Raw genomic sequence first — 15,471 nt, 5'->3', positions numbered from 1 at the left:
AAAAAGAAGGCCCGTGCATATCAAATGCACGGGCCTTCTTTTTTATAGAAAGGTCTTAATTGCCTCTTTCAAACATCCGGGCCAGGTCCGTGAGCTTGAATGAAATGAACGTGAATTTCCCGCTGGGGGCAACATTCGGCATGCTGCAGGCGAAAAGTTCGTCGATCATGTTCTGCATTTCACGGGCGGAGAGGATTTTGCCTGCCGGGATGGCGTTGTTACGGGCCATAGAACGTACCAGTTGTTCGCGGCGGTCTATTTTAAGTTCGCTGAAGTTCTTGAACTGTTCGAGGAGACCTTCAATAGTAGCCTGGTCGTTGCCGGACTGCATATCGGCGGGTGTGCCTCTTACGATAAAGGTATGGTTGCCGAAAGGTTCCAGTTCGTAGCCCAGTGCCTGAAGTTCGGGCAGCATCTCGGCAACCAGCACCGCGTCTGCCGGGGGCAGCTGCAATGTCTGGGGGAAGAGGCTTTGCTGGGTGGCCATCGGCGCTTCTGTAAGGGCGCGCTGATAGCGCTCGAACAGGATACGTTCGTGCGCAGCCTGCTGGTCGATCAGGATGAAGCCTGATTTTATCTGCGACAGGATGAACTGCTGATGTACCTGTACCGGCACTTTCTGGTCGGTGGCGGTGTCCTGCCAGCGTTCGTCGATCACGGAAGCGGTGGCGTGGGGCTGGCTTTCGTAGGTCACGGCCGGGTGTGTTTCCGGCTCCACGGTATAGGAGCTGATGGTATATCCTTCAGCTTCTGGTGTCTGCCGGGGACTTTCATACAGGTCTTTCCAGTGTTTCAGATTGCTGCTGCTACTGCTTTTGTCAATCATGTGGGCCTGGTTGGCCTGTGTAAACGATTTATAGAGGGGGGAATGGGTATATTCCTCCTGTTGTTGTTTGGTGAATGGTTTGCTTACGGCGTCGAGGGCCTGTATGCTGGGGTCAAGGTCAAAATCGAGCGTGGCCGTCACGTTGAACTGGGCCAGTGCGTGTTTGACTGTTGCCTGCACGAAAGCATACATTACTTTTTCATCGTCGAACTTGATTTCCTGCTTGGTTGGGTGTACGTTGATGTCCACATGCTCCGGGTTGACATCAATAAACAGGACGTACAACGGGTAGCTGTCGGCCGGGATAATGTCCGCGAAAGCGCTCATGACTGCGTGATGCAGGTAAGGGCTTTTGATGTACCGGTTGTTGACAAAGAAGAACTGGTCGCCCCTGGTTTTTTTGGCTGTTTCCGGTTTACCAACAAAACCATACACGTTCATATAGTCGGTACTTTCCTTCACATTTACCAGGCGGGCATTATAATGTTGTCCGAGGATAGCGATGATCCGCTGTTTCAGGGAGCCTTTATCGAGATGGAAAAGTTGCTGGTTGTTGCTGGTGAGCGAGAACTGCAGTTGGGGGAAGGCCATGGCCACGCGGATAAACTCATCCACAATATGCCGCATCTCTGCCGCGTTACTTTTAAGGAAGTTGCGGCGGGCGGGCACGTTGAAGAAGAGGTTCTTCATGGCGATGCTGGTACCGTCAGCGGTTTGGCAGGGTTCCTGTTTTTTGACTACGCTGTTGTCTATTTCCACGTAGGAACCTACGTCGGTGCCTTTTTTCCGGGTTTTAAGCTCTACCTGGGATACGGCTGCGATGGAGGCAAGGGCTTCACCTCTGAAACCCATGGTCCGGATCTGGAAGAGGTCATCTATGGATTGTATCTTGGAGGTGGCATGGCGTTCAAAGCACATACGGGCATCTGTTTCGCTCATACCGCCACCGTTATCGATTACCTGCACCAGTTCTTTGCCTGCGTCTTTTATGATCAGCTGAATCTCGGTCGCACCTGCGTCCACTGCATTTTCCAGTAATTCCTTTACCGCTGATGCCGGTCTTTGTATCACTTCGCCTGCAGCTATCTGGTTCGCTATATTGTCTGGTAATAAATTGATGATGTCCGCCACTTAACTAGCCTTTTGGCGTAAAGTTAATAATTTATATGCAGTTGCTCACGGGTGATTATCAGACTGTTTTAAACATTTAAGTACGGGATTTACTAAATACCGGGTTGATTTGCAGGAAATAACAATCCATTAAGGCGGTTCATACGTAATTTATTAAGAGAAAAAATATTCATCAGGCCAACAGAGAAAATACAATGATAGTGTTAATGACCCGTTAACGGAACAAAACGCTATGCTTGAACCTGCAGAATCTGATAATTTTGAGCATCTTATATTAGTCACCAACTGATCAGACCCACGCTAAAAGCGACAAAAAGAATTCAATGGAAGAAGGAAAAAAGAAGGGAGAGGTATACTCCCATTCGGATACAAGTAAAGTTAACTTAACGGATGACGAATGGAAAAAGATCTTACCGCCGGAAGTCTATAATATCGCCAGAGAAAAAGGAACAGAATGGGCATTTACCGGCAAGTACTGGAGCAGCAAGGAACAAGGGACCTATTACTGCGCTGCCTGTGGCCATCCGCTTTTTGTATCCGATGCCAAATTTGAGAGTAGCTGTGGCTGGCCCAGCTTTTTTGAGCCGGTAGCCAAATCCAGCGTTATCTATGCGCCTGACAACAGCCATGGCATGCACCGTACGGAAGTGCTGTGTGGCCGCTGCAGGTCGCATCTGGGCCACGTTTTTGATGACGGACCGCCACCTACAGGGCTCCGTTACTGTATCAACTCGGTGATCCTGGATTTTGAGCAGGCTAAAGAAGCCGACAAGCAATATTCAGAAAAAGAAGGAAAGGAAAAAGAGTAACCCGAACTGTTTATCACGGATGCCAACGGCTCCGGCGGAGGCACAATAAAAAAGCGTATTTTTATTGTAATCAATTCCCCGGAGTTATGAAAGTCTTAAAAGCACTTGCCTGGATTGTAGGTATTCTCTTGCTTGTACTGATTATACTCATTTTTGCAGCCCCAACCCAATTGCACGTGGAACGTACGGTGGAAATCAACGCACCGGCATCTATTGTGTGGAATGATATTGTCCGGTTCGAGAAGTTCAATCAATGGAATACCTGGAAGCTGATGGACTCCACCGCCGAATATACCATCTCCGGAGATGACGGCACCGTGGGCGCCGTAGACGCCTGGAAAGGCAAAAAGATAGGAGAGGGCAAGCTCCAGCATCTCTCGCTGGACCCCTATAAGTCCATTCAACAGAAACTGACGTTTGTGACACCGTTCCACTCCGAATCGGATGTGTTCTTCCTGCTCTCTGAGGCTGCGGGCAAAACTAAGGTGGTATGGGGCTTTGACGCCCATTACGACCGTCCGCAGAATGTGATGGCCCTTTTCATGAAAGGTGCGCTGGAAGAGGACTTTGCCAAAGGCCTCAATAACCTTAAAAGTATGGCAGAGGCCGACAAGAACGGTCCAGGCACACCTAACGGCATCAATGTCACCGTTCGTGAAATGGACTTCCCCGCCACTACTTATGCTGCTGCCCGTAAAACAGTGCCCTTTAAAGGGATCTCTAATTATTATCGCACCAACCTGGAACAGATCTATAAAGCGGCCACCACTGCAAAACTCCAGCCAGGCGTGCCCTGTGGGCTTTTTTACACCTGGGACGAGAAAAAACGGGAAACAGACATGGCTGCTGCCATACCCGTACCGGAAGGCAGTACACTGGGACCAGGCTTTGAAATTATCAGGCTACCGGCCGCCAAAGCCGCCTATGTGGACTACTACGGGCCCTATGATAAAATCGCCAATGCCCATGTGGCCATCCAGCAGTTCATAGAAAAAAGGGGTAAAAAAATAATCCCGCCCACCATGGAGATGTATGTGACAGATCCGGGCAAAGAGAAGGATAGTAGCAAATGGCTGACTAAAGTCATTTACTTTATGCAGTGAGAATGAGCACCAACGGAAAGAGATAAACGAAAAAGCCGGCAAAAATGAAAAGACTATCTGGCGGAAACAGCTGGGTAGGTGGTAGGTTCAAATTCTATGATCTCGTACATGGCCAGCTGGTTTCTCTCCAGCGGGTCTTCACTCATGATCTGTTCCACTTCCCTACGGCTCGAGGCCTGGCACAGGATCAGCGCGCCGGACTTGGGCTTTCGCCTGCCAGACAGGATGAACTTGCCGTTGTCATAATATTTTTGCAGGAACGCAGTATGCGCTTCCATAAAGTGCTCTACCGCCGCAACCGGACGGATGTATTGCAGGAGAATCAGGAACATAAAGGTTTTTCGATGGTTTTAGATGTTTGTTTCATAGTAAGCAACAAAGGTATTAAACTATATAGAACCTAAAATATTGTATTGTGGCATAGTTGTCCCCAAAAATAGAGACATATAAGCTACAAAAATATGCGTACTTTCGCACCACCGAAATACCACGATTGTGGGAATGTACCGGGCAGATGGTCGGTATCCCTACCATAGTCAATTTTATTAACTCTTATATCTTTTATGAAAAGAACAATTTCCAAAGTTTTGTTAACCGCTGTAACTGCAGCGGTAGTGCTGTCGTCCTGCTCCAAGGTTCCGGAAGTAAGTAAACACATCCCCAAAACAGCCGGCGTAGTGATAGACCTGAACGCCAAAGAAATTACCCAGAAACTGGCTACCAACGGGCTCACCATGGACAAACTCTTCTCCGCTGTTCAGTCCAAAGACACTTCCAGCGAAGTCATGAAAGCATGGAAAGATGCGGAGAATTCCGGTATCGACCTGAAAAACCACTTCTTTGTGTCCTTCGTGTTCCAGGGCCAGGCAGGCGATAACAAGTCTTACATCACCGCCACCGCCAGCCTCACAGATGCTGATAAGTTCGAAGGCTTCCTGAAAAAAAGCGAGAAAAACTTCTCCCTGAAATCCGGCAAAGACTTCAAATACATCATTGAGGAAGAAAGCAAAGGCATAGTAGCGTGGAACAAATCCACTGTTATCTTCCTGACCAACATTGACCCGAACGGTATCAATAAATACGCACCGGCTGGTACTCCCGGCTTGTCCAGCCCTGACAGCGACAGTGAGGCTGACACCGCCGCCGCAGCGGCAACCACTACCCCGGTAGCGCTGGTAACTGCCGAAGAAGACGCTGCTAATGCTACCATGGTAGCGGAAGTAGATCACCTCTTCCACCTGAAAGAGAACGAAACCGCCGGCGCCATCGAGCCGTTTGCCAAACTGCTGAAAGAAAATGCCGATATGAGCGTTTTCGTAAATCCGGAAGCGATCTACAACAGCGGTATGCTGACCATGATCCCTGCCAACTTCAAAAAACTGATGGAAGGTACCTACTATACCGGTACTTCCAACTTCGAGAAAGGCAGAATCGTTGCTAACGGCAACTACTATATGGGCAAAGAAATAGCCAGCATCTTCAAAAAATACGGTAACAAGGAAATCGACATGGACATGCTGAAGAAATATCCTTCGCAGAACCTGGCCGGTTTCATGTCTTACGCTTTTGACTTCCATATGGTAGGCGAAATCGTTAAATCCACCGGTATGGACGGCATCGCGAACATGTTCCTGGCTAAATCCGGCCTGTCTATGGACGATATCCTGAATGCTTTTGAAGGCCAGTTCACCTATGTTGTGTCTGACTTCGGCATTGAAAAGAAAGAATCCAAATACTCCCCGGGCGAATTCTATGAGGAGCCTACTTCCAAATGGATCTTCAACCTGAAAGTGGGCAACAAGGAAGCATTCAATAAAGTAATGACTTCCCCAATGCTGAAAGAAATGTTCACCAAAGAAGGTGACCGCTACGTATATGCCAACCCGGGCATGGCTGCCGCTGGTATGCCTGCCGTTTCCATCACAGAGAAATTCATCACAGTAGGCTCCGACAGCGTACTGCTGCAGGACTACCTGGCTGGTAAAGGCAGCCTGAAACTGCCTGAAGGCATCGAAGGTAAAGTGAAAGGCAGCATGATGGGCGGTTATGTAGACCTGGAAAAAGTAATCAGCGTTATTCCGGAAGATAAAGCCAACAGCGAAGAAGAAAAAGGTATCCTGGTTAAACTGAAAGGCCTCCTGAAAGACATGACCGTGGTTACCAAAGCCGCCAGCGGCGACGTTTCCAAATCTGAAATCATCCTCAACTTCAAAAACAAGGATGAGAACAGCCTGGTACAGCTGATCAACTTCGGCACCGAAGCAGCTAAAGCCATGGAAGCGAAAAAAGCGAAAGAAAAAGCACTGGAAGACAGCCTGTTTGCCACACCGGTAGACACTCCTGTTGCCGTTGACACTATCGCTGCCCCTGCGCGATAAACAGCTATCATATCTTTTAAATCTTTATACGGGCCGGAGCATATAAGCTGCTCCGGCCCTTTTTATTTATATTGGGAACTGTTAATCAGCTCGGCATATGCAAATTCAGATACAACAACTGATGCCCATTCCCCTGAAGGACAAACTGATACAGCGCTCTTCCGGCATATGGAACCAGGATGTGACCTTCAGCCCCGGCAGCTTTGTTAAAATAAAAGCCCCTTCCGGTACAGGGAAAACAACCCTGGTACACTACCTCTATCATATCCGTTACGACTATACGGGCACGGTGCTGGTGGATAACCGGCCATGGCCTGCCTACAACAAAAACGAACTGGCCGCCATGCGGCAGCAACAAATCAGCATCATTTTCCAGGACCTGCGGCTGTTTGAACAATTGACGGCTGCTGAAAACATCGACCTGAAACGGGTAATGCTGCCGAATCCGTACTGTTCCCCGGAGAAAATCCGCGAAATGGCCGCCCGGCTCAATGTGACACATGTGCTGCAACAAAGCGGCAAAACACTGTCCTACGGCGAACGCCAGCGGATTGCTATTATCCGGGCGCTATCGCAGCCATTTCAGTGGCTGCTGATGGATGAGCCCTTCAGTCATCTCGATGAGGAAAACACCCGTCGCGCTGCCGCGCTCATCGCCGCCGAATGCAAGGCCCGCAATGCCGGCTTTATTTTAACTGATCTGGATGATGATCAGCATTTTTCATATGATGTTCATTATCAGCTTTAATGTTATTCCATGCGCCCGTTTTTTGAACTGCTGAAAAAAATTATACATACCGGCATTGGCAAAAGCCGTTTCCTGATGGCCTCCGTTGGCCTCGGTATTGCTATGCTGCTGATACTGGTGGCCATCCAGGTACATTCCAACTTTAACCAGTTGCTGTACAGCACCAAAAACCAGAACGAAACAGCCGACTTCCTGGTCATCAATAAAAAAATCACCAACGCCATTATGGGCCAAAGCGGGAAAAGCGCTTTCACCCCTGACGAAATCAACCGGATCAAAACACAACCTTTCGTGCAGGCGTTCGGGTTAATTACCTCCAGCCGGTTTAAAGTAGTGGTGCAGGCGCCTGGTGACTTGCATTTTGCGACGGACATGTTCTTCGAATCTGTGCCTGACAGCTTCCTGGACGTGAAGAATGATGACTGGAAATGGAACGCCGGCGACCGTACCATTCCCATTATCCTGCCGAGCGACTTCCTGAACCTGTACAATTTCGGGTTCTCCCTCAGCCAGGACCTGCCACAGATTTCGCAGGAAACCGTTAAGGCGCTGCCCCTCCAGGTGGTCATCTCCAATAACATCACCTCAGAACAATACATCGGACATGTGGTGGGTTTCTCCGACAGGATCTCTTCTTTCCTGGTACCGGCATCTTTCATGTCCTGGGCCAACGAGAAATATGGTACTACCCGCGAAGCTCCCATATCAAGGGTGATCATTAAAACACCTGATCCTTCCAGCCCGACACTGGTAAAATTCCTGGACGATAACGGATATACCACCAATCAGGATAAGCTTAAATTCAGTAAAACACGCCTGATCGTACAGACAATCGTGTCCGTGATCGGCTTCTTCGGGCTGATATTATTGTTGTTCGCCATGTTGGTATTCAGTATGTTTATCCAGCTGATCATTGCGTCCTGTAAGCGGGAAATACAGCTACTGGTCATGCTGGGCACGGCTCCCCGTCAGCTGAAACGTTACCTCCTAAAACAGTTTGTCCCGTTGTATGTTATCATCGGTGTAGTGTGCTTATTACTGCTGACAGGCTTGCAATATGTGACGGCTTCGGTGCTGGCGAAGCACGATATGGTGGTCAGCGTTTGGCCCGGCCCCGGCGTTTTTGCGGGAACAGTGCTGGTACTCGGACTGGTATACTTCGTCAATCTGCTGACAGTTAACCGATATGTCAATAAAGAATCTTAAAATCCATCAACATGAAAGCATTGGATAAAAAGCTCGTACACGTGGTGAATTTTACCCTGAAACCCGGATTGTCTGCGGAAGACAGGCGCCGGTTTGAAGCAGGCGTGAGCAGTTTGCACACGATAGACGAGATTACCATTTTTAATGTTGGCAAGCCGGCGCCGGTAGATGACGGGCCCACGATCGATAGAAATTATGACTATTGCCTGCTGTGTATTTTTGAAGATATCGAGGCGCACGACCGCTACCAGGTACATCCGGTGCATCTCAATTTCATTGAGCAGTGCCGCCAATACTGGGAAAAGGTAGTGGCCTTCGATTCTGAAACCATTTGATCAATCCCGCAGCAGCGCGGGATGTGGCATAATAAAAGTGGCTTTTGCACGCGGGGAGATCAACAGGTAAGGTACCCAGAGGGCCATACGTAATAGTGGCCAGATGATGGAGTTCTGGTCCCAGAGGCCGCCCGGCGTGCTTTCTCCGAAATAGTGAGCGTTAAGACGATTAAAAACAAATAGATACAGGGTACTGGCAAAATAATAGGTGGCCAGCGCAAAAGGAAAAGTATCCCTCCTGTTAAAGAACAGGACCGCCAGTAAAACCGAGTAACACAAGAGAAAAACCCTGATAATCACTTCTCCGATCAGATAAAGCTGTACCACTGAGATGTTCCCCAGGTCGCGCCGTGCAGATACTGTCGCCCATATTTCATAGTTAAACACATCAGCCTTACACAGGAACATTAATTCATACACCGGAGAGAATACCAGTCCGATTGCCAGTAGCGAAAGCCAGCCGCCAATGGGCATCGGCTCCAGCGGATGCTGCACCGGCAATACAGAATGCCGGTAATACCGGGTGGCGAGGTGGGCAAATACCGCTGCTGCACAGAGGGCCAACACTATCGCCAGCCAGTTGCCCCTAACAGCAGGCCCGTTAGCAGGCTGCATCAGCGCAGGCTTTAATGTCAGGTCCAGCGAAGTGGTTTTTTGTATTTCTTTTATCTCCCCGGCGTACTGTCGCATATACGCCGCGGGCACGTGGTCTCGGAAGGTCTTCAGGGAATAGGACAGGACAATCTGTCTGCCGCTGTGAGTGGCGGTGAAGTCAAACTGATAATAATCGTTTTTGACATGCAGCGGCGTTTCTTCCAGCGACCATTCTACTGGTGTATTAATAATGATCTGATAGTCCTGATCGTAGGGATACCGGATAGCGAGCGGCACTTTCCTGTTCACATCGGTGACATAAGGCAGTATATCGGCCGGCGACTGTGCGATAACAGAGAACTGTAGTTTATTGGTAGCGCTGTCTTTTTTCCAGAGATGACGGACCACATAGCTCTCATGGATGCGGAGAATGTTGCTGTCGGGGTTATCGCGAAGGACGAGAGAATCTTTCAGCGCCATTTCCCCATAGAATTTCCGGTAGAAGGTGAGAAAGGTGGATTCTTTATCCTTCAGGCTGGCCGACGCCATAGTAGCCCGTTGTGCGTCTGCATCTTCGCGGTACCAGGCGGTGTTGGCGGTGAGGGTGCCATCCTCTCCTTCTTTTTCCGGCAGGGTGATGGTTTCCCGGATAACGACCTGGCCGCTGTGGGTTTTGCATATGGGCGTCAGTTGGGTAGTGGTGTCTGTGATGACCAGTGCCAGCTGGTATTCCGGCTCACAGAAGTCAGCCAGCCGGCCGCGCTGATAGGAAAGGGTCGGGTCCAGCCAGTATGTTTTTCCTCCCACCATGGCGCAAACGATCGCATGGTTAAACGCAGTGGGAGAAGGAAGCCGCTGGCTGACAACTTCTTTCAGGTCGGTATTCACATAAGCCATGTGGGCGCTGATGCCGTTGGCATTCAGCAGGGAGCAGAGCAGCAGCGATTTGTCTTTGCAGTCGCCGAAACGCTGTGCCAGTACTCTGTCGGGCGTATTGGGCCGGTGGGAGTATTCCCCCATTTCGATGCCCATATAGCGGATATCGTCCTGCACAAAACGAAGTGCGGCCTGAAGATAGGCTTCCGGGCTGTTGCCGGCCTGTTGTTTCAGGGAGGCAACTTTGTTTTTGATGGCGGTTCCCGGCGGGGAGATCGTATTTATCCGCTGTGCCCATTGTGCTATTTCCTGCCAGCTATTGTATTCACTGACCTGTACCCGGGCGAAGGGATTGTACCAGGAAGGCAGGTTGCTGAAGTTGTCATCATCCTGTAGGTTGATGTGATGCCATTCGTAGACAGTAAGTCCGTTCCAGCTGCGTTGCTGAGGCAGCACGGCCTGGCTGTATGCTTTAAAGTGCAGCTGCCTGTCGGGGCGTGCAATAATGTTACGGTAAAAGTTAACAACGGGATCTGAGGCTACCTGGTAGTATTCTTCATCTATTTTGTTGTCGAAGATGGGGTTGTTGCCGGTGAGGGAATAGCTGTATTCTATTTGATCACCTTTGCGTACATCTTCCAGGATGAGGTAGGCGGTATAGGTGCCGCTATAGATAAAGCGGGAGAGGTCTTCTTCCTGCTGCAGTACTTTAAAGGCCGCGCCGGCAAGGCGGTTGATTTCATGGCCGTCCCGTTTGATGACGATACGATGGAAAGTCAGTTTTTCATATTGAGGGTCATAGTCCACTGATATCTGGGAGCCGTTTTGGATGCCTGCTTCAGAAACGATCTGGCGGACATAGTGATGATAGCCGCTCTGTAATTCTGCCTGGTATTGGGTTTCAGCCACGAGCAGGTAAAATCCGTCACTGATATGTTTGGCATTGGGCTTTTGTTGCAGATTGGGTTGCCAGGGCACCAGCCAGGAAGGGGTAGGACCGGTGCTGACCGGTTTTTGCCGGGCCTGTGTTACTGTCGGCAGGAGTGCCAGCAGTAACACAAGTATTTGGTTCAAGGTACGGGTCATAAGCAGGGGTTTAAACGTTCACGGCAACCTGTGTGGTTATTGCTGTTCCGCCGTAAGCAGGTATACAGCGAAGGAGGCCAGCCAGTGTTCGCCGGCATAGTCGCCGCTGGCTACCTGCGGAAAGGATGTCAGCAGGTGTTTATTGGCGAGGGCCTGAATGGCCTGCTGATTTTTGCCACCGTGACGGGCAATGGCTTCCAGGCACCAGGTGCGGCTGAGATTGAGGCCGTCGAGGTGAACGAGTTTACCATCGGTACGGTCTTTGACCTGTCCGGGCTGCAGGATGGTGATGGGGTTCTGGAACAGGCCGGGCAGAAAAGCGTATAGCCATGTCCGGTATTCCTTTTCCGGCATGATGCGGCGCATCAGGTCAGCTTCTTCGAGGCTGGGCGAGAGGAAATCGTATCCGCCGGGTTCCCATTCCACAGGCGCATTTTTATCTTTGGCATAAAAGCGCATGGCAGCGTCGTGAATGGCAGTTTGCAGGGCTTTATCGCCGGTGGTCTGGGCATAGTCCCAGGCCAGGCAAAGGCCGAAAGCCAGGTTGGTATGTTCGCCCACGCGGATGGGGTACATCAGTTTACCGAGGAAGTCAACATATGCAGCAGCAAAGTGGCTGGCCAGCGGTTGCACATTCCGGCTAAGTTCTTTGCCCATCGGGTCGTTCCAGGTAAGGAGCTCCCGTTGCAGTTGCAGCAGCCAGCTCCAGCCATAGATACGTTCAAAGCTCTTGTTCTCTTTTCCTTTAAACAGTTGTAGTTCTGTCCGGATGTTTTCTGCCGAGAGGTGTTGTGCCAGCCTGGTGCGTATCACGGCTGACTTTTCCATATCAGGGAACATTTTCAGCAGGCGTACCAGCATCCAGTGGCCATGTACGCTGCTGTGCCAGTCGAAGCAGCCGTAGAATGCCGGATGATAGGTCGACGGAGCGCCGAGCAGGGTACTGTCAGGGAACACTACGCCTGTTTTGTAAGGAAAAGGCAGGTCCAGGCATTTCAGTGGCAGTGCTGCCAGCTGATTGGCCGTTTTAACCGTCATCTTAGGCAGTTGTTCTGGTGTCATGGGCTGTTTTTGAGCAGTAACGGTTGCTGTGGAAAAGCAGATAATGGCAAGCAGGGTGATATGTCTCACAGAAATTATCGGATTATCGGTTAAATAATAGCTTCACGTAAAACAGCGGGTTGCCCAGCCTTTTGCGGAGGTCTACCTCGTGGAACATGCAGGTCATCAGTTCTTTCAGCTGTTTGTTGCGGGAACCCATTTTCATCAGCAGGTTAAACAGCCACGGGTATTTGATCAGCTTTTGCAGTTTGGTGCTGACTTCCATCTCGGGGCCGAGGATACGATAGATCTCCTGGTCATAGCTGTTCAGGAAACTGTCGGAATAGTCGTTGGCCGCAATGGCTGCTGCCGCCTGCCTGGCGGCTATCTGTCCGGAATACAGTGCATTACCGATACCTTCGCCCGTGAATGGGTCGATGAGGAAGCCGGCATCGCCGATCAGCATGTAACGATCACCATGCAGCTTTCTTTTTTTGCTGCCAAGAGGAAGGCCATAACCATCGATCGAACCTTCCAGCGTAGCGTTTTTAAAACGTTCCTTCATGATCGGATCGGTAGCAAGGGTATCCAGCATCAGCTTTTTCAGGTTCACTTTTTTGTTGCGGACGGTGCTGCTAAGCATGCCCACACCTACATTGGCTTCGCCATTGGGGAGCGGGAATATCCAGAAGTAACCGGGCAACATGTTTTTCAGGAAGTGCAGTTCTATGAAGGCGTCCTGGTGCATGTTGGCCACACCTTTATAATAGGCGCGTAAGCCGGCGATATAATGGTCCGGTTCCATTTTGATGCCTGCCACTTCCTTGGTGAAAGCGGAATGGGCGCCGTTGGCCACCAGTATCAGATCGGCTTTGACCTGGAATTTTCCTTCTTTGTCGGACAGATAATAACCATCTGGCCGCAGTTCATATTTATCGATGCTAACGCCCTCGAACAAACGAATTTCCGGGCGACGTTTTAGTTCTTCTACCAGGAAGTTATCAAAGTCGATACGTTTGCAGACGAAGCCACGCGGGTCGCTTTTATCATTCTGATAATCAGCTCTGTAGGGGATGTCCATCCCGATGCGGTTAGGGGCTACGAAGGTGACGCCCCAGCTGTCCATTTTAAAAACAGCCTGTTGCAGCCGCTCGCCGATACCTTTGTCGATTCTCTCCAGGATAGTTAACACTTTGCCGCTGAGGCCATCACCGCATACTTTGTCCCGGGGGAAAACGGCTTTGTCAACAACGATACATTCGATGCCCAGCTGTGCCAGTTGAAGGGCTGCACAAGCCCCACCCGGCCCGGCACCTATAATACAAACTTTAGTTTCCATTTTTTTAAGCTGATAACTTATACGTGGTGGTAAGATACATAATTGTTAGCTCCTGCTATCGTATATTTAAAATATTGAATATTAAAACGCTGTGGTAAAAACTTATCTTTACGGCCCTAAAAAAATACACAAATATGTTTGGTGATTTATTCGGCAAGGTGACGCAGATCCAACAGAAAATGAAGGAGGCAAAAGAGCGTCTGGCAAAAATTACACTGGAAGGTGAAGCAGGCGATGGTGCGATCAAGGTGGCGGTAGATGGTAACCGTCAGGTAAAAAGTATTGAAATAGCGGAGCGTCTGATGGCGCCTGAGCATAAAGAGGAAATGGAAGATCTGTTGCTCACTGCGCTGAACCGTGCATTGAAAGATGCCGAAAATACCTGGGAAGCGGAAATGAAGAGCGCTGCCGGCGTGCTGGGCAATTTGCTCTAGTTTCATACAAAGCGCAAAGATTTTTGAATATTATTAAGAACGCAAAGGAGCGAAGACCACCTTCTATTTATATATCAGGAAGATGTGATCTCCGCTCTTTTGTGTTCTTATTATATCAAAGTCAGGCCTTTTAAAATCTTCGTGGAAATTTTCCGGATTGCGTAAATCTTTTTCCCCTTTCGCGGGTATATTCCGCGTGAAGGATCGTTTTTTTGTGGTTGCATCAATCTGATATGAAAGTCTTTTTTCGCCGTATTCACTTATATCTGGGGCTGGCGGCAGGCCTGGTTATTACCATCAGTTGTCTGACCGGTGCTTTACTGGTATTTGAAAAGGAGCTGACGGAGGCGTTTAATCACAGCCGTTATTACGTACAGCCGGAGAAAGAAAGGTTGCCGCTGGACCAGATCGCTGAAATGGTGAAGCAGCAGGTGCCTGGCGTGGGTATCTCCCGTATACTGGTATATGCAGACCCTGCCCGTTCACTGGCCGTACAGCTGGACGAGGGCAAAAAAGGCGATAAAAAAGGAACGGGCAAAGATGCGCGCGCGGAAAGTAAAAAAGACGCCGGCAAAGAAATGAAGCCGGCAGGTAAGGAAGGTAAAGGGGGAAAAGAACCCAAAAAAGGAAAAGGCCGTACCGCTTTTGTCAACCCCTACACCGGTAAGGTGATAGAACTTTACAGCTACCAGCAAACATTCTACTATCAGATATTTTCGCTGCACCGCTGGCTGCTGGCCGGAGATACCGGCAAACTGATCACCGGCATCAGCACCCTGATATTTCTTTTTATCCTCATCACCGGCATTATATTATGGTGGCCCAAAACCCGTAAGATCCTGCAACAGCGCCTTAAAGTAAAATGGGACGGCGGCTGGAAGCGGTTGAACCATGATATGCACATTGTGCTGGGCTTTTATGTCAGCATTTTCCTTTTTGTATCGGTGTTTACCGGCCTTACCTGGTCGTTCGAATGGTTCAATAAAGGACTGTTTGCCGCCCTGGGTGCTTCTCCCAAACCGATGGAGGCGCCTGCATCGGTGCCTGCACAGGAAACGGTTAACAATGTTTCCTACGAGGCAGCTTTGGCACAGGTAAAACAACAGGTGCCTGATGCGCAATACTATGCAGTGGCCATGCCGAAAGACAAGGAGGCTTCCATACAGGTGACCCTGCTGCCTGCCGGGGCACTCAATGAAGCCGCTACCACCAGTTATTACCTGGACCAGTTCAGTGGCCAGGTGCTGAAATCCCAAACCTTCAGCGAAAGGAACCTTGGCCAGAAAGTGCGTGGCCTTATCAAACCGTTACATACGGGTTCTGTTTTTGGGCTGCCCTCTAAAATTTTTGCACTGCTGCTGGCTTTGCTGGGCGCTACTTTCCCCACTACCGGCACTATCCTGTGGATTAACAGGACCATGAAGAAAAAGAAAGCGGCTAAAAACAAACGCAGCGTCACCCCGCCACTCGCGGCTGCCTGATTTTACCGGAAAAGATAATAAAACATAAGCCTGGCGCCACTTACGGCACCAGGCTTTTCTGTTTATGGTCGTTGCCGCCCTTAC

Annotated in this window: 13 protein-coding genes; 8 read left to right on the top strand and 5 right to left on the bottom strand. The window is 49.8% G+C overall.

All coding sequences use genetic code 11. The annotated features are described in order from the left end of the window. Positions 1-55: 55 nt before the first annotated feature. Complete coding sequence (mutL, locus tag ACTJJS_RS14655; protein WP_440664253.1) at positions 56-1,957, bottom strand: DNA mismatch repair endonuclease MutL; 1,902 nt, start codon at positions 1,955-1,957, stop codon at positions 56-58. A gap of 323 nt (positions 1,958-2,280) precedes the next feature. On the opposite strand from mutL, the gene msrB reads away from it, so the two are divergent. Together msrB and ACTJJS_RS14645 are read left to right on the top strand one after the other, a co-directional pair. Further along, a complete protein-coding gene (msrB, locus tag ACTJJS_RS14650) occupies positions 2,281-2,766 on the top strand; it encodes a peptide-methionine (R)-S-oxide reductase MsrB (RefSeq protein ID WP_440664252.1) in 486 nt (161 codons plus the stop codon). A gap of 86 nt (positions 2,767-2,852) precedes the next feature. Further along, positions 2,853-3,869: an SRPBCC family protein gene (locus tag ACTJJS_RS14645; protein ID WP_440664251.1), complete on the top strand. Its 1,017-nt coding sequence runs from the start codon at positions 2,853-2,855 to the stop codon at positions 3,867-3,869. Positions 3,870-3,922: 53 nt separating this feature from the next. Here the strand turns inward: ACTJJS_RS14645 and ACTJJS_RS14640 are convergent, their stop codons facing one another. Beyond that, positions 3,923-4,201, bottom strand: coding sequence for a YciI family protein (locus ACTJJS_RS14640; protein ID WP_168870940.1), 279 nt, complete (start codon positions 4,199-4,201; stop codon positions 3,923-3,925). Between the two features lie 231 nt (positions 4,202-4,432). On the opposite strand from ACTJJS_RS14640, the gene ACTJJS_RS14635 reads away from it, so the two are divergent. The 4 genes from ACTJJS_RS14635 (at position 4,433) to ACTJJS_RS14620 (ending at position 8,536) form a co-directional block, all read left to right on the top strand. Continuing rightward, on the top strand, positions 4,433-6,247 hold the full coding sequence (locus ACTJJS_RS14635; RefSeq protein ID WP_440664250.1) for a DUF4836 family protein: 1,815 nt from the start codon (positions 4,433-4,435) through the stop codon (positions 6,245-6,247). Between the two features lie 97 nt (positions 6,248-6,344). Further along, positions 6,345-6,995 carry an ATP-binding cassette domain-containing protein gene (locus ACTJJS_RS14630; RefSeq protein ID WP_440664249.1) on the top strand — a complete coding sequence of 217 codons (651 nt, stop codon included), beginning with the start codon at positions 6,345-6,347 and terminating at the stop codon, positions 6,993-6,995. A 9-nt stretch (positions 6,996-7,004) separates the two neighbouring features. Next, positions 7,005-8,201 (top strand): FtsX-like permease family protein, encoded by a 1,197-nt coding sequence (locus ACTJJS_RS14625; RefSeq protein ID WP_440664248.1) that lies wholly within the window; start codon positions 7,005-7,007, stop codon positions 8,199-8,201. 11 nt (positions 8,202-8,212) lie between these two features. After that, complete coding sequence (locus ACTJJS_RS14620; RefSeq protein WP_440664247.1) at positions 8,213-8,536, top strand: Dabb family protein; 324 nt, start codon at positions 8,213-8,215, stop codon at positions 8,534-8,536. Here the strand turns inward: ACTJJS_RS14620 and ACTJJS_RS14615 are convergent, their stop codons facing one another. The 3 genes from ACTJJS_RS14615 to ACTJJS_RS14605 form a co-directional block, all read right to left on the bottom strand. Beyond that, entirely contained in the window at positions 8,537-11,092 is a 2,556-nt protein-coding gene (locus ACTJJS_RS14615) for a DUF3857 domain-containing protein (protein WP_440664246.1), read from the bottom strand. A gap of 36 nt (positions 11,093-11,128) precedes the next feature. After that, positions 11,129-12,154: a DUF2891 domain-containing protein gene (locus ACTJJS_RS14610; RefSeq protein ID WP_168870946.1), complete on the bottom strand. Its 1,026-nt coding sequence runs from the start codon at positions 12,152-12,154 to the stop codon at positions 11,129-11,131. An 82-nt stretch (positions 12,155-12,236) separates the two neighbouring features. After that, positions 12,237-13,472, bottom strand: coding sequence for an NAD(P)/FAD-dependent oxidoreductase (locus ACTJJS_RS14605; protein WP_440664245.1), 1,236 nt, complete (start codon positions 13,470-13,472; stop codon positions 12,237-12,239). Between the two features lie 134 nt (positions 13,473-13,606). On the opposite strand from ACTJJS_RS14605, the gene ACTJJS_RS14600 reads away from it, so the two are divergent. Both ACTJJS_RS14600 and ACTJJS_RS14595 read left to right on the top strand, forming a co-directional pair. Then, the gene (locus ACTJJS_RS14600) at positions 13,607-13,906 is read left to right on the top strand and encodes a YbaB/EbfC family nucleoid-associated protein (RefSeq protein ID WP_188096762.1); all 300 of its coding nucleotides are present in this window, start codon (positions 13,607-13,609) and stop codon (positions 13,904-13,906) included. 233 nt (positions 13,907-14,139) lie between these two features. Next, entirely contained in the window at positions 14,140-15,387 is a 1,248-nt protein-coding gene (locus ACTJJS_RS14595) for a PepSY-associated TM helix domain-containing protein (RefSeq protein WP_440664244.1), read from the top strand. The last annotated feature ends 84 nt before the right edge of the window (positions 15,388-15,471 follow it).

It is taken from the genome of Chitinophaga sp. 22308 (assembly GCF_052045305.1).
GTDB classification, from domain to species: domain Bacteria; phylum Bacteroidota; class Bacteroidia; order Chitinophagales; family Chitinophagaceae; genus Chitinophaga; species Chitinophaga varians_A.
This window is presented reverse-complemented; position numbering and strand designations above follow the sequence as displayed.